Raw genomic sequence first — 19,125 nt, 5'->3', positions numbered from 1 at the left:
AAACAAGAATTAAATATTAAAGACAAGGCAACTTAACTAAAAAATAAGAAAGAAAAGGAGGTAGAATTCATGAAAACTTTAAAGAACACACCGAGAAAAGACAACAGAATAATATTTAGACCCTACCTCACTTTTTCTAGCATCTCGTGATATTGTCAAAAGACAATGAATAAGATTGCCAAGCTACAACCATTATGTTGTGAGTTGCAATCAGCAAGATGAATATAGATATAATGAGCCATGGGCCTAGAACCCATGGCTTTTTCATTTTTCTAAGTTGGAATTCTTAGGAAGAGACTAGGAAATGAAAAATAAACGCAAGGAAGTAGTAGGTCATCTATAGACCTATACCCATTAGCGATAAAAAAGCCATGGCATCTAACAAGATACCATGGCTTTTGACTTATTTTCCGATTTTGGAAAAATAAGTGTTATAGAGAAACAATCACAATCAATGAGCAGCAGTTTTTAGGCATTATAACCGCAAGAAAGACATAAGGTTATAAGCCAAGAGGAGGAAGAACCATGAAACAAGAAATTCGCAGTTATTGTAAAACAGAAGGTAAGAACAGCATCCACTTAATGTATGAAATTAATCAAGCAAACAGGGACGACAGAAAAGAAAAAGTTAGAATCCTACTTACGAAAGTTCGTAAAGTTTTTGGAGGCATTTTCAAGCAGCCCAGCAAAGATCTAACAAAAAGCTTAAGGAGAAAAGAAAATGAAAACTATGAGCGAATTTAGAATCAAAAACAGTTAAGATAATTAAGAAGCGATGAAGTCCTAAGGACTTGATATAAAGAGGTGAGGCATATGAAAAGAACAATCAAATATATGATAAAATATTGGTACCTATACCTAATAGGTACACTGATGATGGTATTGGCCATTGCCCTTGATATGAACAGTCCCATCATAACAGGAAGAATAATTGACGAAGTCATCATAGGTGGTGAAGTATCCATGTTTCAGACATTGATACTTCTACTCCTAATGATTAGTCTGGGACGGGCTTTTTTTGGCTATTTTAAGGAGTTAACCTTTGACATTGCCGGTGCGAACATTATTAAAGCACTTAGAAAAGATCTATTTGATCACATACAAGGTCTTTCTCAGAATTTCTTTGAAGAAACAAATACCGGTGAACTCATGTCAAGGCTTAAAGATGACGGAGATAAAATATGGCATGGTATTTCTTTTGGTATTATGCTGGTCGTTGAAATGTTCATTGTACTGGTGGTCGCCTGTATATTGATGCTAAACATAAGTGTCAAACTATCACTTATCACTTTTATCGGCTTGCCATTTATTGGCTACTTCGCCTACAAGCTAGAGCGAGAAATCGATGGTGTTTATGAAAAAATCAGTGAAAAAAATGCAGAGCTTAACACAACCGCTCAAGAAAACATAGCAGGGGTAAGATTGGTAAAAGCCTTTGCAAGAGAAAAACATGAAATAAAGAAATTCTTAAGTCAAAATAAAGACTACTATGACCTTAATATGGATTATGCCAAAAGCATGAGCAGAAGATTTCCTAATATTCAATTTATATCAGATATCATACCTATATTGGTTGTTGTACTTGGTGGCGCATTTGTCATCGACGAAACACTCACCATCGGTACTTTGGCAAAATTCATGGGTTACTCTTACATGATTGTATGGCCAATGCGAATGATTGGTTGGATTAGCAGTATTATGGCAGAAGCCTTTAGTGCCATGAAACAGATTGATAAAGTATTTGATCAACAACCGGATATTACAGACCATCCGGAGGCAATGTCCGTAGAACATTGCTTAGGAAGCATCACCTTTAATCATGTCCACTTATCATTCAAAGGTCAGGAGATCCTAAAAGACATCAATTTTACTGTAAAGCCTGGACAGATGCTGGCCATCATGGGTACAACAGGATCAGGAAAAACCTCCATTATTAACTTACTGGAACGGTTCTATGACCCTACCAAAGGACAGGTTTTATTAGATGGTAGAGATATTAGAGGGTTAACCTTAGATAGCTTAAGAAGCAAGATCGCAGTCGTCATGCAGGAAGTATTTTTATTTTCGGATTCTATACTTAACAACATCCATTTTGGTAGCAAAAAGTTTTTAGCCATGGATAATATCTTGGCATCAGCAAGTGCAGCAGAAGCCCATGATTTTATTAATCGAATGGAAGGAAGCTATGACACTGTTATTGGAGAAAGAGGCATCGGCTTGTCCGGTGGTCAGAAGCAGAGGATTAATATTGCAAGAGCTTTTGCTAAAGAAGCAAAGATACTGGTTATGGACGATGCCACCTCTGCACTTGATATGGAAACGGAGCATGAGATTCAAAAAGAAGTTAATAAATTAAAAGGTGTGACAAAAATTATCGTTGCTCATAGAATATCTGCGGTCAAAGAAGCAGATGAAATTATTATTTTAGACCATGGGGAAATCGTAGAACGGGGTACCCATGCATCCTTACTAAAACAAAAAGGTCGATATTATAATACCTTCAATGAACAATACGAAGGATATATGGCATAAAAGGGAGGTGACCTCATGGCACTAGACAGCATAAGGGAAGATGAACATTTAGAAGAAAGTCTCAAAATAGAAACCATTAAAAGGTTGTTCGGACGGCTAATAGATTATAAAAAAGAAGTCATCAAAGTATTGATCTTGATGTTATTCATCGTAGGTGTAAGTGTGGTGAATCCAATCTTTATAAAGATTGCCATTGATACATATGTAGCAGCAGGGAACATAAAAGGTCTGCTCATGTTGGCCGGCATAACAATTGTTATTAATTTTTTAAGTAAGATTGCCATCAAATGGCGGATAGTCATTATGTCAAGGGTAGCTAATGATGTTCTTATGAAAATCCGTCAAGAGCTCTATGCTCACATTCAGGACCTGTCCTTTAACTTCTTTGATAAAAGACCGGCAGGGAAGATACTAGCGAGGGTTGTCGGTGACGTTAACTCCCTTAAGGATGTTCTAATTAATGGCGTCGTCACTTTAATACCTGATTTTTTGCAGATTATGGTTACCTTGATCATCATGTTTTTATTAAACGCCAGACTGGCCATTTCAGCCATTATTATGCTTCCTTTTTTAATCGGTATGATGTACATAAGTGAGATCAAAGCCCACAAAAGATGGCGCATATTCAGGAAGAAGAATTCTACCATGAACGCCTTTATCCATGAAGATTTCTCAGGTATCAAGGTGGTACAAAGTTATACAGCACAAAAGAAAACATCAGAGGACTTTGAAGAAATACTTGAAGAACACAAGCAATCCTTTGTATCTGCTATTGTACTCAATGACTTATTTTGGCCAATTGTGGAAATATCATGGGGAGCAGGAACAGCCCTTGTATTTTACATTGGCGTTTCTCTAAGCAGTGCAGGTACTTTAGAAGTAGGTACTTTGATTGCTTTTACTGCCTATATCACCATGTTCTGGAACCCGATTATGAACCTTAGTAACTTTTACAACCAACTGATCATGAACCTAGCCGGAGCAGAACGGATTTTTGAGATCATGGATATGGTTCCGGATGTTGTGGATGAGACAGAAGCGGTTATGATGCCATCCATTGTAGGCCAAGTAGAATTTGAACATGTCACCTTCGGATATGAAGAAGAAACCGTGGTGCTAGAGAATGTCAGTTTTAAGGTAAAAGCGGGGGAAACCATCGCTCTGGTTGGGGCAACCGGGGGTGGAAAATCTACCATTATTAACCTGATGAGTCGTTTTTATAACATTCAAGAAGGAAGAATCCTTATTGATGATCTGGACATCGCCAAAGTGAACATAGAGAGCCTTAGAAGTCAGATGGGTATTATGACCCAAGATACATTTTTGTTTTCAGGCACCATCAAAGATAATATTCGTTATGGTAAGCTGGATGCAAGCGATGAAGAAATCATTGAAGCAGCCAAAAGCGTCAGCGCCCATACATTCATTATGGCCTGTGAAAAAGGTTACGACACCAAACTGAATGAAAGAGGTACAAAGCTATCTGTAGGGCAAAGACAATTGATTGCTTTTGCAAGAACCATGTTATCAAGACCTAAGATTCTAATCTTAGACGAAGCCACTTCCAGTATTGACACCCATACAGAAAAATTGGTGCAAAAAGGGATTGAGGCTTTGTTAGAAGGAAGAACATCTTTTGTCATCGCCCATAGACTATCAACAATAAAAAATGCAGATCGTATCTTTGTTGTAGACAACCAAGGTATACTAGAATCCGGAAGCCACGATCAATTATTACAAGAAGAAGGTATTTATTATAACCTCTACATGGCACAATTTAAAGCAGGTGCATAAGTATTTACACCACTTTAACGGCGCGATCCTTTTCAAATTCGTAGGTATTATGGTATAGTAAAGTCAGATTAAAAAAAGGGGACAAAAAAATGAAAGACCATATATTCATATCGGATTTTGATGGGACCATAACGATCAAAGACTTCTATTGGATTGTCATTGATGATTATATTGGTGAGAAAGGCAGAGGCCATTATTACAAATGGAAGAAAAAGGAAAAAATTGGTCTCACCTTTCTCAACAAAATATTCGCTTGGCATTCATTTACACAAGCAGAACATGATGAAATCTTGTCCAAAGTAAGCATCGATCCAACTTTTAAGAACTTTGATACTTGGGTACAGAACCATAAATGGGATATCATGGTATTAAGTGCAGGTTTTAGGTATTATATTGACCACGCTATGGATCTAGAAGCCTTATCTCACATACCCATTATTACCAATGAAGGAAGTTTCGTAGATGGTCATTTTAAGATGCAGGCCAATGAAAAATCTTGGTTCTACCATAAAATCTATGGTGTGGATAAACAGAAAGTGGTCCTTCACTATAAGAAAAAATATAAAAAAGTATATTTTGCAGGCGACTCTGAGCCGGATTATAAAGCAGCACTTGCAGCAGATATACGTTTTGCTAAGGGAGAATTATTAGAACTTCTGGAAACTGGTGGACATACTTATTATCCTTTTGAAATATTTGCAGATATCATAGACATACTTGAGTTACTAGAAGAACCGAATTCTAACTAAAAGCAGAGGGAGATTAATCATGGATCATATGACAGAGACCTTTTTAGAGCATTTCAACCAACTGGAATCCGCCTTGAAGACAAAGTTAAGAAAGAACAACCATGTGCCTTACAGTGTATTGGTCCATGAAGCAAGTCTGAAAGATGTTTTTATTCGGAAGCACAAATCCATATTAAACAGTTTAGGTGACCTAAGAAATGTATTGGTACACGGAGAAGGTAACGACATTATTGCCATCCCATCTGAAGCGGCCGTAAATACCCTAATAACCATTGTAGAGAAATATACTAAGCCCAGTCCACTCTATAACAAAATCAATCATAAAGTCGTAAGAACCCAATCCGACAGGAGCTTGGCAGACGCGTTGATTTTAATGAGGAAGCATGATTATACCAAGATTCCTGTATACAAGGGGCAAGCATATATGGGATTACTTAGCGGTAATATTGTGGCAAGATGGATGGCTTCCAATATTAGCGCAGACGGAGAAATTAGAGAAAGTTTGAAAAAGGTCACCTTAGAAACCCTACTCACTTTATATGAAAAAACCGACACCGTGGTTTTTATACCAAAAGACATGGACATCTTTGACTTTATTAAACTAAGCCGTAAGAAAAAAAGCAAGCTCAGCCTCTACATCATGACTCAAAGTGGTGATCGGAATGAAAAACCACTGGGCATCATAACAGCCTATGATTACCCGAGATTATTACATGAGCTAGAATTATAAGGCATTGGATTGGAGCCAAGTATGAAGATAACGCTCATAAGCGTCGGTAAAATCAAAGAAAAGTATCTGAAAGATGCAATAAGCGAATATTCTAAAAGATTATCCGCCTATTGCAGTTTAAGTTGTATTGAAGTGGCCGATGAAAAAGCACCGGAGACCTTAAGTGACAAAGAAGCCACACAGATCAAAGAGAAAGAAGGGGAGAAAATCCTCACTAAGATCAAAGAAGGCCAATATGTTTTCGCTCTTGACCTAAGTGGTAAGCAAAGAACTTCAGAAGCCTTTGCCAAAGAACTGGACCAGCTACAGATCTATGGTAACAGCGATCTGGTCTTCGTCATTGGTGGAAGCCTCGGCCTAAGTCAAGCGGTCATAAACAGATCCAATACCCAGATTTCCTTCTCTAAAATGACCTTCCCCCATCAATTGATGAAAGTCATCCTATTAGAACAGATTTATAGAGGCTATAAGATTATTAGAAATGAACCCTACCATAAATAGGTTTAACCTAAATCTCAAAGAATGCACATAAACGATAGTTCTGATTAATAGACACTTTATCCTCGATATAGAGGTGGTGTCTTTTTATATTCTTTCAAAAAATCTATTGACCAGTATGGTCAATGATTGTATAATGGAATTAAGAAGACAATAGACAATGGAATGGAGATGGGCGTTTTGGCAGATATATTGGATAAAATGAGTCCGGACAAAAAAGTGCGTCTCATCAACGCAGCTATGAAAGAGTTCGGAGAGAATCGGTTTGATAAAGCTTCAACCAACGTCATTGTTAAAGAAGCAGGTATATCTAAAGGACTCTTGTACCACTATTTCAGTACCAAGGAAGAACTGTACAACTATATTTTTGATTATGCCGTTAAGGCAGTAGCATTACCCATTGCAGAACAGATTGGTTTAGAAGATAGGGACATCATAAGACGGATAGAACGGATTACAAAGTTGAAAATGAAGATTCTGAATGAAATACCTGCCTTGTTAGATTTTTCAAAAACCATGTATGCAGGAATGGATTATGAAGAGATTAAGAAAAGCGTAGAAAAATATAATCCCATACCTTTAGATATGTATTACAGCCATAATATCGACAGCACACTTTTTAAAGAAGGGGTTGATGTGGCTATAGCCATTAGAACCATTCAGTATACTTTGGAAAGATTGGGCGAAATATATAGAGTACAGCGTAACATGGGCATCGAGCCGAACATGGATCATATCTTTCGTGAAGTAGAAAGCTTTTTGGCTCATTTTAGAAACACACTTTACAAATAAATATGGGTAAAAAGTCAAAACCAATCAATAAACAGCTGCCAAAATGATTTTGGAGGTTATTATGAAGAAGAAATTGATCATCGCATTTGTAATATTTATATCCATAGGCTTAGGTCTTTTTTATCTATTAACAATGGGGAATATCGGTGTCAAATATAATACGGTTGAAGTGAAGAAAGGTGAAGCCGGTATATATGTTCAGGATATAGGTAGAATCAGTTCCAAAAATATCAGAAGGTATTACGGCAATGGCGTAGATAAGGTTGAGCAGATGACGCTTAAGCTAGGCGATCATGTGAAAAAAGGACAAGCCCTCATCATATATGAAGCAGATACGGATACGGTTGATCTTGAAGTCCAGAAGATTGAAAAGCAGATAGAAGCATTAGAAGCAATCTATAAGGATGCAAAGTCCGGCACAGATATACAAAGTATTAACAACGCCAGAATAGAAATCTCTAAAATCGAAAGCCAAATAGATACAGCAACAAAGGACAAAGAGAGAATTGAGACGCTTTACAATGAAGGCATCGTATCCCTCCTTGAGTTGGAAGAGTCCCTTGAAATCGTAGAAAAGCTTCAAAGCAGTCTGGAGATTGCACGCAACAACTATAATCGTCTTACAAAAGGCATTTCAGGGAATATACGGCAAAAATATGAAGCAGACATTGATGCCTTGCTTCTATCCATTGAGATCTTGGAAAAAAGAAAAGAAGACAATATCATATTTGCAGATATAGAGGGCATCGTAACAGAAATAAACACCTTTGAAGGGGATAAGCCCTCTGCGGGTATTATGATGCTAGAAATACAAGATCCAACAGAAAAAGTGGTATTGGTTGATTTTATGGTAGAAGATGCAATCAGGATGCGTCCTGGATTAGAAGCCAAAATTGAAGATCAAAACTTAGACCTTAAGATCGATAACCTTAAGGTGAATCAGATCCACCCAAAAGCCTTTGTAACCTTATCAGAGCTTGGGGTAAAAGAGAACCGCCAGACAGTGCAGGTTGATCTACCCACATCTGATCATACATTAGCCTTTGGACTTGAAGTTGAGACCATGGTCATGATTGAACCGCCAAGAGAAATGTTGCTTATACCCGTAGGCGCTGTAGTAGAAAAAAATTCAAAACAATATGTAGAGATACTTCTTGAGGGAGAACCGGTTGAGCGAGAGATTCTAACCGGCATACATATAGAGGGCAACATAGAAGTAATAAGTGGTGTAGAAGAAGGCGATCAGGTCATATTGAATTATCAGAACGAGTAAATAATAAACAAATCGTCATAAATAATCCGGAACAAGGTAGAAGGGATGAATAGGATGATAAAAGTCAAAAACCTGTATCATTCATATAATAATGATGAGAATTATGCAGTGAATGATGTTAATTTTGAAATCGAAAAAGGTGAAATCTTTGGATTCTTGGGTCCTTCCGGTGCCGGAAAATCAACAACTCAGAACATCCTTGTAGGTCTTCTTCAGCTGCAAAAAGGTGAGGTTGAGGTCGCAGGCTATGATGTCAAGCACATTAAGGATAAGATGTTCAATAAGATTGGCATGTCTTTTGAACAATCCAATGTTTACAGCAAGATGTCCGGTATTGAAAATCTTGAATTCTACAGAAAATTATTTGATGTGAAGACCAGAGACCCCAAAGAACTCATAAAACTTGTAGGTTTAGATGGCAAAGAAAATATAAAGGCAGGCAATTATTCTAAGGGTATGAAGCATCGCCTCACCTTTGCAAGATCCATGATCAATAACCCGGAGTTATGGTTTCTGGATGAACCGACCACAGGACTAGATCCATCGATTGCTGCCAATATAAAGGATATCATCAAACAGGAAAACGAGAAGGGTGCCACAGTATTTTTGACAACCCATAACATGTACATTGCCGATGAACTGTGTAATCGTGTGGCCTTCATAGTGGATGGAAAGATAAGGCTGATTGACTCACCAAAAGCGCTAAAGCTCAAATATGGTGAAAAGCTGGTTGAAATGGAATACTTCAAAGACGGTGAACTCATCAAAGACCACTTCTCTACCGTTATTGAATCGGAAAAAGCCAGAATTATAGAAGTCATCAAAAATTATGATATTCAGACCATGCATACCAAAGAAGCCACTCTAGAGGAAATATTCATAAAAGTCACTGGAAGGGGATTGGTCTAAATGAAACTCTGGTATAGCTTTTCAAAAGAGCTGATTTTATCCTCAAAAAGTTGGTATTTTTATATTGAACTGGGCATGGCCCTTGTACTCTTGGTGATTCTTTTATTTATTGTGCCTGAGGATTTTGACAGTAAGGGAAAAGAATATCTCTATCTGGACTTGCCACAAGTTGTGCAAGAAAGATATATGAAGAACTTACTTGAAGAAGACATGAACGGATTTGCAGACCAGGTAGAATTGGGGGCGGACAATCAAACCTATAAGGCGATGCTATATGAAACAAAAGAATCTAAAATATACTTGCTGGAGAGTAAACAAGCACTGGATGCCATTTCTAACTCAGAAAGGGTCCCGGTGGTGCATATGCGCGTCAATGAAAACAAGCAGATTGTTTATACATATTATTTACAAGGTTATGAGACCAGGAAACTTCAGAACCTTCTATTGGTGTATCATAACCGACTAGCAGGGCATGATGTCATTGAAGACTACTCAGATAACATAGAAGTCAGACGTCTTTATGAGGACAGTGAACCCTTAAATGACAAAGAGAACATGATACCGGTATTTCTAACCTTCAACGGTAGCTTAATGAGCCTGTTCATCATTGCGGCCTATATTTTCCTGGATAAAAATGAAGGCATTATTAAGGCATATGCCATAACCGCATCATCCGTTTGGCATTATTTATTAAGTAAGATCGGGGTCATCATCGTGACAAGCATTATGACCAGCCTCATTATTACCCTGCCGATTATGGGGAATCAACCCAACTATCCGGCCATGATACTGTTTCTGGTGACTTCCGGATTCTTTGCAGCATCCCTCGGTCTTCTGCTTACAAGCTATTTTAAGGATATTGTTGAAGCCTTTGGGGCTATGTACATTGTCATCGTGATTATGATTATGCCCAACATCTCCTATTTTACACCAAGTTGGGATCCGGATTGGGTAAAAATCATTCCAAGCTATGTCATGCTACAAAGTTTCAAAGATATTATAAGCGTAGGTGGTAACATGACTTATGTGATGGTTGCATCCCTAGCTTTTTCAATGTTGGGACTGGCTATTTTCATACTGGCAAACTATAGATTCAAAAAGACACTGTCCTTGTAAAGGAGCGTCACAAAATGATAAGAAAAATCATCATTATATTTTTACGGGATTTAAAAACCAGTGTACGGAACTTCATCACCTTGTACATTCTTGTTGTACCGGTAATTTTTGCCATCCTCATCAATGTTTTTTCTCCTGGTATTAATGACACCACAGTTGAAATCCTTTTACTGGAAGGAGAAAATCCTAAGCAAGTGGATTACTTCAAGCAGTTCGCAAAAGTGGAGCTATTAGAGAGCTTAGAGGCAATCCAGGACCGGGTTAGAAAAAGAGACAATATCGTTGCCATACTGCCAGGCACTTCAAAAGACTATTATATCCTGACACAAGGCAATGAACCGGACTATGTTGTGGATTACGTAAAGAATTTGGCTGCCTTTGCTCATTATGATATTGGCATGGAGGATTCGGCAGCTGAGATTCTAACATATGGCAGAGAGATACCGCCACTAAAAAAACTTATGGTCAATACAGCCATGATTTTTACTTCGATCCTCGGTGGTATGATTATAGCTTTGAACATTGTTGAAGAAAAAACAGATAACACCATCAGTGCCATCCATTTGTCACCGGTGTCTAGAATCGGATTTATAGCCGGGAAAAGCATGATGGGGGTGGTAATTCCAGTGGTGGGCAGTATACTACTATTGATCATCACGGGCTTTGGTGATATTAACTTTTTCCATGTTTTTTTCATGGTGACGACCTCGTGTATTATAAGCATCCTTATAGGGTTTATTGAAGGCATCAACAACGATGATGTCATGAACGCAGCAGGAAACATGAAATTGCTTTTCTTACCTTTGTTTGGGTCCATTGCCGGTGTAGAGCTTTTAGCAGATAAATGGCAACCTCTCTTTTACTGGATACCCTTTTACTGGACCTATAAAGGTAATGACTTAGTACTGTCAAATAGAGGGTCATGGATAGAGATTATGAAACATTCAGGCATCGTACTGGGTATAAGTATCCTAGTATTTCTAATATTAGCACCCAAAATAAGAAAGGGATTAGAGTAAATATTTAAGGTATCAAAACGATTTAGTTGAACATTCACATACAATATATAATTGCGAACGTATCTACGAAATCTATATATTGTATGTGAACTAAGTGAAACTTTGTTTTGACATCTTAAATAGTAGATGTTTAAGGAGGAATAGATGATGAAAGTATGGGCAATTGTATCAATTCTTTATGCTGCAGCGGTTATTGTGCTTGCAATAACAAAGCCGGCAGCAATCTGGAACATGAAAAAAATCCAGATATTTGAAAAGGTTCTTGGGGTCAAAGGTACAGAGATATTCTTTTATGTTTGGGCTTTGATTTTTCTTGTATTAGGCGTTTGGCTATTTACAAGATAAATAAAAACGTTACACGAACTAAAAAAATGAGATGATGAGGTATTATGGAAAATATAATATATCGAGAACTAAGACGAGAAGAATGTGAACGGATTAAGGAAATGAATCCTACCCAATATATTGGGAAAGCATGGAGACAAGTAAGCGGCAAGCTTCAATTGGTTGAAATAGATTATAATGATACAGACTGGCCCAATGGTTACAAATATCATTATGAACACCTAAAAAAAACAATTACAAGTGATGGCTTTGCCATCGGTGCTTTTTCAGTTGAAGATCAATTAATAGGATTTGCAACGGTTGATCATAATTTTTTTGGCGAAAAATACAGATATGTTTTACTGGATCAATTATTTATCACCCTAGATCAAAGAGGAAAAGGTATCGGTAGAAAATTATTTGAAAGATGCGCAGAAGCGGCTATAAAATGGAAAGCGGACAAAATATACATATGCGCCGGCTCAGCGGAAGAAACCATAGCCTTCTATCATGCAAGAGGATGTAAGAAAGCCCTAGAAGTCAATACAGAATTATACGATCTTGACCCCAAGGACCTTCAATTAGAATATACTTTGGAGGTTTAAGAAGTATTACAAAACAGTTAAAAGCAAGAAAGAATACCTAATTAGGATTCTTTCTTGCTTCTTTTTGTTCTATTCTGAGCGTATGGATGCTGATTATACCTCGGGTTCATTTAGATCATTGGAGGAGTCAAGGGATCTGTTCTGAGACTGAATACGTTGAATAATCTCCTCCATGAAAATAAAGAAAATGGTTCTAGATTTCTCATAGGGTAGTAGATGACTGGGTTGGGGGTATTTGGACAACCAGAAGACCCGGTCACATTGAGCAAAAAGTGCTGTATTGTATTCTTCAACAACGATGGTAACATCACAACCCTTGTTTTTGGAAGCGTGATAGACATTTTCAAATGAATGGAAAGTACCTGTAACGGTGAAAATAACAAGTAAACTTTTCTCATCCACCATAGAGGCTACTGAGATCTCATCGGATACAGCAATAACCATCTTATTGGAACAAGTACGTAGTCGGTACTCAAAATACTGGGCACAAATTAAAGATGGCCCATAGCCGAAAAGAACAATCTTCTTATGCCCCTCAATGAGTTCAATGAACTCATCGATCATCGTCATATCAAAGTCATCAATAAATTGACGTAGTCGATTTAATTCGCCGGATTCTTTAGGATGGAATATGGCTTCGCCATATAAAAAATGTATATATTGTTTATAGTTATTAAATCCGAGTTTTTTTACAAACTTAGAGATCTTAGAAGTAGAGCAGTCGCAAATCTCGGCGGCTTGATGGATACGAAAAGGCGGATTAGACTTTGAGTGCATAAAAAGACGGTCATATATTTGTCTTTCAAGGGGATTCAGATTTCGTAAATCAGTATTAATCATAAAGTCATTCGCCTCTTTCTTAAGAATCTAACAGTACTTTTGAACTGATTTTAGCATTATAAACCCTATTTGTAAAGGTTGAGATATGGATAAAAAACCATTGGAAATCCTATAAGGTAAACAATATCGACCACACATAATGGAAATGTTTCCATAAAATAGAAGCAAAATCAAATTAAATAGAAAAGTTTCTATATTTTTCTTGACTTCTACTAGCTAGCTCCGTATAATGAATTTAGAATCATATGATTGCTTCATTGAATGGAACAATGAAGCACATTCCTTAAAGTTAAATGTCAATGATACAAATCAGGAGGTCAAGGATCGTGAATAATAATGAAATTGTCGAAAGCTTAGTAGCATTACTGTCAGAAGACCAAGTCAATACGAACCAAGATGACTTGTATGATGCTTCTGCAGACCGTTACAAAAAATATGCAAAAGCTAGAAAAGTTTTGGATGTACCCATGCCGGCGGCTATTGTTTACCCAAATACAACAGAAGAAGTAAGTAGCCTATTAAAGTATTGTAATGAAAACGGTATAAATGTAATACCAAGAGGCGGCAAAACAGCAACAGAAGGCGGTCTTGAAAACTGGAAAGAAAACACCGTGGTCATTGATGCAAAAAATTTGAATAAAATCGTAAAAATAGATCCATACAATATGCAAGCAACAGCCCTTGCAGGTGTTGAGTTACAGACCCTAGAAGATGAGCTTCGCAAGATCGGATACACAACTGGTCACTCGCCACAGTCTAAGCCGGTAGCCAAAATGGGTGGTCTGGTTGCGACAAGAAGTATCGGTCAGTTTTCCACTTTATATGGTGGCATAGAAGATATGGTCGTAGGCCTTGAATGTGTATTCCCAGATGGTCATATATCAAGAATCAAAAACGTATCAAGGCGTGCAGGCGGACCGGATATAAGACATATTGTTATTGGGAATGAAGGCGCTTTGTGCTACATAACAGAAGTCACAGTAAAGATCTTCAAATATTTTCCAAAAAACAATAAGTTCTTTGGTTATCTCATAAAAGATGTTGAAACAGGTATCAAAATACTTAGAGAAGTTATGGTCAATGGCTATAGACCGTCTGTTTCAAGAACATACTCAGAAGAAGACGCAGCACAACATTTCTATCATTTTCATAAAAACAAATGTGTATTGTTATTTATGGCAGAAGGTACAGAAGGTATTGTAAGTGCGACTTGTAAAGGTATTGAAGAAGCCGTAGAAAAATTCAAAGACGGTATCATTGAGCAAGTAGACAGTCAACACATTGAAGATTGGTTTAATCATCTAAACTGGTCACAGCAAGATATTGATGATGAGTATGAAGGCATGATGGAGAAAGATGCCCATGCAGGATTTACAACGGAGATCTCAGCAGATTGGGAGACTATTCCCAAAATCTACGACGCAGTCATCAAACGCGTAAGAGAAGAATTCCCAAGAGCCCATGAACTTACCATGTTAGGTGGTCATTCATCTCACAGCTACATCAATGGAACCAATATGTACTTTGTATATAACTACGAGATTAGCTGTGCACCGGAAGATGAAATGATGGTCTATCACCATCCGATTCAACGTATTATTGTTGAAGAAACAATCAAAGTAGGTGGATCTATGTGCCACCACCATGGCATAGGGAAGTTCAGAAGTGAATGGACCCTTGATGAGCACGGTTCAGCCTATTATATGCTTGAAAAACTCAAAGAAGCTTTTGATCCAAAGGGCATTATGAATTATGGTACTATTTTCCCTCAAGAAGAGGGTATTAATAAGTATATAAAGTAAAAGGGTGTAAAGTAAAGCGTAACTTATCCATAGTATCTTGCATTTGATCTATCCGAAAGCTATTACAGGTCAAATGCAAGATAACACAAAATTCAAACAAATGTTGGAGGGTTTTATGAAACAGAGTAATTTCAGACGATATTTTCAGTTCTTTCTCATCATTCTTGCTGCCGGTGCCATCTATCCTGTTATTTACTTAAGAACCAATTATCAAGTCACTTTACTTGAAGTATTTGACTTATCACAAGTACAGCTGAATAATTTCTACTCAATGTTAGGTATGGCTTATATTATCGGTTATATTCCTAGTGGCCTAATAGCAGATAAGATTTCGGCCAAAAAATTAATTGGTATTTCATTAATCGGTGTAGCTGCATGTGGCTTCTGGTTTGCTCAGATTCCAAGTGCTGGTTCTGTAAGTATTATATTCTTCTTATGGGGTATTTTCTCAGTATTTACCTTTTGGAGTTCTCATTTAAAGGTTGTCAAAATGCTTTCAAGATCCAATGAAGAAGGACGATTTTTTGGTATCCTAGATGGTGGACGTGGTGTTGTTGAAGCCGTTATGGCCAGTATCGGTCTTGGTATTTTCGCGGCAATTCTTGGCAACAGTGAACTTATGGCAGACAAACAAGCAGCCATGGTTGCGGTAATCTACTTATACTCGGCAGTTGTTTTAGCTGCTGGCATCTTGATTTTAATCTTTGTTGATAATGATGAGAAACTTAATTCAATGTCAGAAAATAGTGGTGAACGTTCAGAAAATGAAAAATTCCATCTTAAAGATGTTGGTAAGCTTCTTAAGAATAAGTATGTCTATTTAATGGGCGGTATCATTTTCATGGGTTATGCTGTCTTCTGGACCGTATATTATATCGGCGGATTCTTGCAAAGTAATGTAGGCATAGACGCAGTAACGGTTGGTACAATCACAGTTATTATCTTATGGATGCGACCTGTTGGTGGATTTATAGGTGGTTTTGCAGCAGACCGTTTTGGTAGAACCAAAACAATCAGTTTTGCGCTCATTGGTGCAGCAGTATTCTTGACAATCTCAGCGATGTTGCCGGTATCATCACCACAAACCATGTTTGCAATCGTTGCTGTAGTTCTAGGCATCTTCCTTTATATGATTCGTGGTACGTATTGGTCACTTCTTGGTCAATCCAGGATTGAAGTTGCTATGATGGGTACAGCGATTGGTGTGATTTCCTTTATTGGGTACTTACCGGACATCATTTTACCTCAAATGAACAACTTCTTATGGGCAACCTTCGGTGATAATGGTGGTTATAATGCTTACTTCATTGTAAGTGCAATCTTTGGACTTCTAGGTGTTGTTATTCTTACAGTCTATGCTAAGATGAATAGTAAAGAAAAGAAAATGGAAAAAGCCTTAGAGCCAATTCAAGAAGTTTTATAATAGATAAATGTTAAGGTGTCAAAACGATGTAGTTGAAGTTTGTTTTGATTCTATAACTGTAAAAGTATATCAAGTAAAGAGGAAGTGATTAAATAATGAGGCTGATCTGTATTGTTAAATTTGTTCCGGACGTGGACAACTTCAAATATGACTACGAGAACAATGTGCTAATCAGGGAGAATGTTAGATTAACACTGAACCCTGATGATGCTTGTGCTGTCGCTTTTGCTCTAAAAGTAAAAACCCAGTGCCCAAAGACGCATATTGAAGTTGTAACGATGGCACCGATATCAGTCAAGCCTCACATGGAAGACTTATTACGACTGGGGATAGATCGTGGTACGATTATATCAGATCGCTTGTATGCGGGTAGTGATACTTATGCCACCAGTCTTGTTCTCGGAAGATACTTATCGTCCCAAACCTATGATGTTATTTTATCTGGCACCCATGCTATTGATGGTGACACATCTCATATACCGGCACAACTCGGTGATTTACTTGGACTGAATCAAATGTCTGGAATCATTAAAGTAGATGAAGTGGCACTAAGTCAGACTTTAGCAGTATTTGAAGTAGAGACAGAGGACATGATTGCTACCTATGAGATGAGGTTACCTGCAATACTCAGCTTGACGAGAGAAAGCAGTTATAAGCTGCCTTACATAAGGCGTCAGGATATGGACTTGGACGTCACAAGCCGATTGAAGATCCTATCCAATGAAAGCTTGGGTTTTGAGGCGGATGAAGTTGGTATTAAAGGGTCGCCTACAAAAGTTGCAAAAACGTATACAAAAGAATTCAATCAGAAGGAACGTACCGTCATTGGTACAGACGATGAAGGTATTACCCTCGTGTATGATTTTCTAAAAGAAAAAGGATTTATTTGATATGAAAAGTTGCTTGATATATATTGACCACAAAGAAATACAAAATTCCATAGATCTTTTAGAAGTAGCGCGACAGATGTTTCAGGATGAACCTTATGAAACAACAGGGGTTGAGTTTGGAAATCAGGACGTAACCCCTATTGAAGGTTTTGATTACCTGATTCAGGTTCACCATCCTAAGATAAAATTATATGACCAAGTGGCTGTGACGGATGTGATGGTTCAGATACAAGAGGCTAATGCATATGACTGTATCCTCATACCTGCAACCTATTATGGTCGCATCTTAGCACCACGATTGTCGATGCACCTAGGTGTTGGCTTAGTCGCTGATGTGACAGCTATTGGTCACTACAACAACGATCTTGAGATGATCCGTCCGGCTTTTAGTGGTAGAATCATGGCGGGCATCGTATCAAGAAGTCAAAGCCCAATCATGATGAGCATTCGACAAGGTGTTTTTCATTATGAAGATCAGAATAATAAAGTTACAAAGACGATGAAATATGTTCCGACCCAAGTAAAAGATGGTGGTATTTCATGTTTATCTGTAAAAAAGAAAGAACAAATTTATGATATTAGAGAAAGTGATGTCCTTGTCTCCGGTGGTGGGGGTGTTGTGAAAAGTTTTCATCACCTTGAAAAATTAGCCACAAAGCTAGGTGGACAAGTGTCAGCAAGTCGAAAAATCGTCGATCAAGGATTAGCGACAAGAAGTATACAAGTAGGTCAATCAGGAAAAACAGTGAGTCCGAAACTGTACATTGCTATTGGCATTTATGGATCGATACAACATGTCGAAGGATTGAAAAATGTCCCACACATGATTTCAGTAAACATCAACAGGGATGCACCCATATGCAGCTTATCAGACATTGTGGTTGAAGGCGATGCTGTGGCGTTTATCGATGGACTGATGAAAAAAATTGAAGAAAATGAAGGTACTGTGTTATAACGATGGTAAAGTGTTAAAACTATTATAAGATGCCTTATTTTTGAATAGGGACAAATTGGGAGGTCACAAAATGAATATATCAGATTTTAATATGGATTTCTTTTCACTAAAAGGTAAGAATGCAATTGTAACAGGTGGTAATGGTGGGTTAGGACAGGCTTTTACAACAGCACTTGCAAAAGCGGGCGCAAATGTATTGGTACCAAGTCTTGCAGATGATGATGGATCAACGAAGGCGTTGGTTGAAGCTTGTGGCGTTGAATACAAATTCATGGAGGCAGATATTACTGGTGATGGTGAATGTAAACGAATTGTTGAAGAATGTGTCAATACTTGGGGTAGTATTGATGTCCTCGTCAACTGTGCAGGTATTAGCATCAATGTACAAGATGTGACGCAATACACAAGAAAAGAATGGGATAAGATGATTGCCATTAATCTAACGGCTGCATTTGAGATGATTCATGAATCCTGTAAGTTCATGATTAAACAAGAAAGCGGTAAAGTAATCAACATAGCTTCATTATACTCATACCTTGGTGGACAATGGTCACCGGCTTATGCGGCAACAAAACACGGTATTGTAGGATTGACAAAATCCATGTGTGATGAGTTAGCGCAGTGGAACATCCAAGTCAATGCAATAGCACCTGGTTATTATGCAACACCCTTAACAGAAATGACAAGAAAAGATGAGAAGCGGAATGCAGAAATACTAGGACATATTCCAGCAAACAGATGGGGATACACAGCAGATCTTATGGGTGCTACCGTATTTTTGGCAAGTGCGGCTTCCAATTATGTCAATGGTGCAACGCTTATAGTAGATGGCGGCTACTTAATGCGATAAATCAACCAATAAAATCATATTTGT

Annotated in this window: 19 protein-coding genes; 18 read left to right on the top strand and 1 reads right to left on the bottom strand. The window is 37.7% G+C overall.

Annotated features, from left to right (window positions below; genetic code table 11):
* Nucleotides 1–525: 525 nt before the first annotated feature.
* From P0N36_RS11235 to P0N36_RS11175, 13 genes are all read left to right on the top strand, one after another.
* A complete protein-coding gene (locus P0N36_RS11235; RefSeq protein WP_275842944.1) occupies nucleotides 526–744 on the top strand; it encodes a hypothetical protein in 219 nt (72 codons plus the stop codon).
* A 69-nt stretch (nucleotides 745–813) separates the two neighbouring features.
* On the top strand, nucleotides 814–2,532 hold the full coding sequence (locus P0N36_RS11230; protein ID WP_275842943.1) for an ABC transporter ATP-binding protein: 1,719 nt from the start codon (nucleotides 814–816) through the stop codon (nucleotides 2,530–2,532).
* Between the two features lie 15 nt (nucleotides 2,533–2,547).
* Nucleotides 2,548–4,326 carry an ABC transporter ATP-binding protein gene (locus tag P0N36_RS11225; RefSeq protein WP_275842942.1) on the top strand — a complete coding sequence of 593 codons (1,779 nt, stop codon included), beginning with the start codon at nucleotides 2,548–2,550 and terminating at the stop codon, nucleotides 4,324–4,326.
* Between the two features lie 89 nt (nucleotides 4,327–4,415).
* On the top strand, nucleotides 4,416–5,075 hold the full coding sequence (locus P0N36_RS11220; protein ID WP_275842941.1) for an MtnX-like HAD-IB family phosphatase: 660 nt from the start codon (nucleotides 4,416–4,418) through the stop codon (nucleotides 5,073–5,075).
* A gap of 19 nt (nucleotides 5,076–5,094) precedes the next feature.
* Nucleotides 5,095–5,805, top strand: coding sequence for a CBS domain-containing protein (locus tag P0N36_RS11215; RefSeq protein ID WP_275842940.1), 711 nt, complete (start codon nucleotides 5,095–5,097; stop codon nucleotides 5,803–5,805).
* 21 nt (nucleotides 5,806–5,826) lie between these two features.
* A complete protein-coding gene (gene rlmH, locus P0N36_RS11210; protein ID WP_275842939.1) occupies nucleotides 5,827–6,306 on the top strand; it encodes a 23S rRNA (pseudouridine(1915)-N(3))-methyltransferase RlmH in 480 nt (159 codons plus the stop codon).
* 177 nt (nucleotides 6,307–6,483) lie between these two features.
* The gene (locus P0N36_RS11205; RefSeq protein ID WP_275842938.1) at nucleotides 6,484–7,095 is read left to right on the top strand and encodes a TetR/AcrR family transcriptional regulator; all 612 of its coding nucleotides are present in this window, start codon (nucleotides 6,484–6,486) and stop codon (nucleotides 7,093–7,095) included.
* A 61-nt stretch (nucleotides 7,096–7,156) separates the two neighbouring features.
* On the top strand, nucleotides 7,157–8,368 hold the full coding sequence (locus P0N36_RS11200; RefSeq protein ID WP_275842937.1) for an efflux RND transporter periplasmic adaptor subunit: 1,212 nt from the start codon (nucleotides 7,157–7,159) through the stop codon (nucleotides 8,366–8,368).
* A 54-nt stretch (nucleotides 8,369–8,422) separates the two neighbouring features.
* Nucleotides 8,423–9,277: an ABC transporter ATP-binding protein gene (locus tag P0N36_RS11195; protein ID WP_275842936.1), complete on the top strand. Its 855-nt coding sequence runs from the start codon at nucleotides 8,423–8,425 to the stop codon at nucleotides 9,275–9,277.
* Complete coding sequence (locus tag P0N36_RS11190) at nucleotides 9,278–10,393, top strand: ABC transporter permease (protein ID WP_275842935.1); 1,116 nt, start codon at nucleotides 9,278–9,280, stop codon at nucleotides 10,391–10,393.
* Nucleotides 10,394–10,407: 14 nt separating this feature from the next.
* The gene (locus P0N36_RS11185) at nucleotides 10,408–11,412 is read left to right on the top strand and encodes an ABC transporter permease (RefSeq protein ID WP_275842934.1); all 1,005 of its coding nucleotides are present in this window, start codon (nucleotides 10,408–10,410) and stop codon (nucleotides 11,410–11,412) included.
* 144 nt (nucleotides 11,413–11,556) lie between these two features.
* Nucleotides 11,557–11,757 carry a hypothetical protein gene (locus tag P0N36_RS11180; RefSeq protein ID WP_275842933.1) on the top strand — a complete coding sequence of 67 codons (201 nt, stop codon included), beginning with the start codon at nucleotides 11,557–11,559 and terminating at the stop codon, nucleotides 11,755–11,757.
* A gap of 44 nt (nucleotides 11,758–11,801) precedes the next feature.
* The gene (locus P0N36_RS11175) at nucleotides 11,802–12,341 is read left to right on the top strand and encodes a GNAT family N-acetyltransferase (protein ID WP_275842932.1); all 540 of its coding nucleotides are present in this window, start codon (nucleotides 11,802–11,804) and stop codon (nucleotides 12,339–12,341) included.
* A gap of 93 nt (nucleotides 12,342–12,434) precedes the next feature.
* Here the strand turns inward: P0N36_RS11175 and P0N36_RS11170 are convergent, their stop codons facing one another.
* The gene (locus P0N36_RS11170; RefSeq protein WP_275842931.1) at nucleotides 12,435–13,181 is read right to left on the bottom strand and encodes a MurR/RpiR family transcriptional regulator; all 747 of its coding nucleotides are present in this window, start codon (nucleotides 13,179–13,181) and stop codon (nucleotides 12,435–12,437) included.
* A 326-nt stretch (nucleotides 13,182–13,507) separates the two neighbouring features.
* Between P0N36_RS11170 and P0N36_RS11165 the strand changes: the two genes are divergently transcribed.
* The 5 genes from P0N36_RS11165 (at nucleotide 13,508) to P0N36_RS11145 (ending at nucleotide 19,101) form a co-directional block, all read left to right on the top strand.
* Nucleotides 13,508–14,983, top strand: a complete 1,476-nt coding sequence (locus P0N36_RS11165) for an FAD-binding oxidoreductase (protein WP_275842930.1) — start codon at nucleotides 13,508–13,510, stop codon at nucleotides 14,981–14,983.
* Nucleotides 14,984–15,098: 115 nt separating this feature from the next.
* On the top strand, nucleotides 15,099–16,406 hold the full coding sequence (locus P0N36_RS11160; protein ID WP_275842929.1) for an MFS transporter: 1,308 nt from the start codon (nucleotides 15,099–15,101) through the stop codon (nucleotides 16,404–16,406).
* A gap of 95 nt (nucleotides 16,407–16,501) precedes the next feature.
* Nucleotides 16,502–17,296: an electron transfer flavoprotein subunit beta/FixA family protein gene (locus P0N36_RS11155; RefSeq protein ID WP_275842928.1), complete on the top strand. Its 795-nt coding sequence runs from the start codon at nucleotides 16,502–16,504 to the stop codon at nucleotides 17,294–17,296.
* A gap of 1 nt (nucleotide 17,297) precedes the next feature.
* Nucleotides 17,298–18,251 carry an electron transfer flavoprotein subunit alpha/FixB family protein gene (locus P0N36_RS11150; RefSeq protein ID WP_275842927.1) on the top strand — a complete coding sequence of 318 codons (954 nt, stop codon included), beginning with the start codon at nucleotides 17,298–17,300 and terminating at the stop codon, nucleotides 18,249–18,251.
* A gap of 70 nt (nucleotides 18,252–18,321) precedes the next feature.
* Nucleotides 18,322–19,101 (top strand): SDR family oxidoreductase, encoded by a 780-nt coding sequence (locus P0N36_RS11145; protein WP_275842926.1) that lies wholly within the window; start codon nucleotides 18,322–18,324, stop codon nucleotides 19,099–19,101.
* The last annotated feature ends 24 nt before the right edge of the window (nucleotides 19,102–19,125 follow it).

Source organism: Petrocella sp. FN5 (genome assembly GCF_029210395.1).
Lineage (GTDB): Bacteria > Bacillota > Clostridia > Lachnospirales > Vallitaleaceae > Petrocella.
This window is presented reverse-complemented; position numbering and strand designations above follow the sequence as displayed.

What these genes read in the sequence shown, in the direction of transcription:
- P0N36_RS11235 (WP_275842944.1), top strand. Translation starts at nt 526, where the DNA reads ATGAAACAAGAAATTCGCAGTTATTGTAAAACAGAAGGTAAGAACAGC.
- P0N36_RS11230 (WP_275842943.1), top strand. Translation starts at nt 814, where the DNA reads ATGAAAAGAACAATCAAATATATGATAAAATATTGGTACCTATACCTA.
- P0N36_RS11225 (WP_275842942.1), top strand. Translation starts at nt 2,548, where the DNA reads ATGGCACTAGACAGCATAAGGGAAGATGAACATTTAGAAGAAAGTCTC.
- P0N36_RS11220 (WP_275842941.1), top strand. Translation starts at nt 4,416, where the DNA reads ATGAAAGACCATATATTCATATCGGATTTTGATGGGACCATAACGATC.
- P0N36_RS11215 (WP_275842940.1), top strand. Translation starts at nt 5,095, where the DNA reads ATGGATCATATGACAGAGACCTTTTTAGAGCATTTCAACCAACTGGAA.
- rlmH (WP_275842939.1), top strand. Translation starts at nt 5,827, where the DNA reads ATGAAGATAACGCTCATAAGCGTCGGTAAAATCAAAGAAAAGTATCTG.
- P0N36_RS11200 (WP_275842937.1), top strand. Translation starts at nt 7,157, where the DNA reads ATGAAGAAGAAATTGATCATCGCATTTGTAATATTTATATCCATAGGC.
- P0N36_RS11195 (WP_275842936.1), top strand. Translation starts at nt 8,423, where the DNA reads ATGATAAAAGTCAAAAACCTGTATCATTCATATAATAATGATGAGAAT.
- P0N36_RS11190 (WP_275842935.1), top strand. Translation starts at nt 9,278, where the DNA reads ATGAAACTCTGGTATAGCTTTTCAAAAGAGCTGATTTTATCCTCAAAA.
- P0N36_RS11185 (WP_275842934.1), top strand. Translation starts at nt 10,408, where the DNA reads ATGATAAGAAAAATCATCATTATATTTTTACGGGATTTAAAAACCAGT.
- P0N36_RS11180 (WP_275842933.1), top strand. Translation starts at nt 11,557, where the DNA reads ATGATGAAAGTATGGGCAATTGTATCAATTCTTTATGCTGCAGCGGTT.
- P0N36_RS11175 (WP_275842932.1), top strand. Translation starts at nt 11,802, where the DNA reads ATGGAAAATATAATATATCGAGAACTAAGACGAGAAGAATGTGAACGG.
- P0N36_RS11170 (WP_275842931.1), bottom strand. Translation starts at nt 13,181, where the DNA reads ATGATTAATACTGATTTACGAAATCTGAATCCCCTTGAAAGACAAATA.
- P0N36_RS11160 (WP_275842929.1), top strand. Translation starts at nt 15,099, where the DNA reads ATGAAACAGAGTAATTTCAGACGATATTTTCAGTTCTTTCTCATCATT.
- P0N36_RS11155 (WP_275842928.1), top strand. Translation starts at nt 16,502, where the DNA reads ATGAGGCTGATCTGTATTGTTAAATTTGTTCCGGACGTGGACAACTTC.
- P0N36_RS11150 (WP_275842927.1), top strand. Translation starts at nt 17,298, where the DNA reads ATGAAAAGTTGCTTGATATATATTGACCACAAAGAAATACAAAATTCC.
- P0N36_RS11145 (WP_275842926.1), top strand. Translation starts at nt 18,322, where the DNA reads ATGAATATATCAGATTTTAATATGGATTTCTTTTCACTAAAAGGTAAG.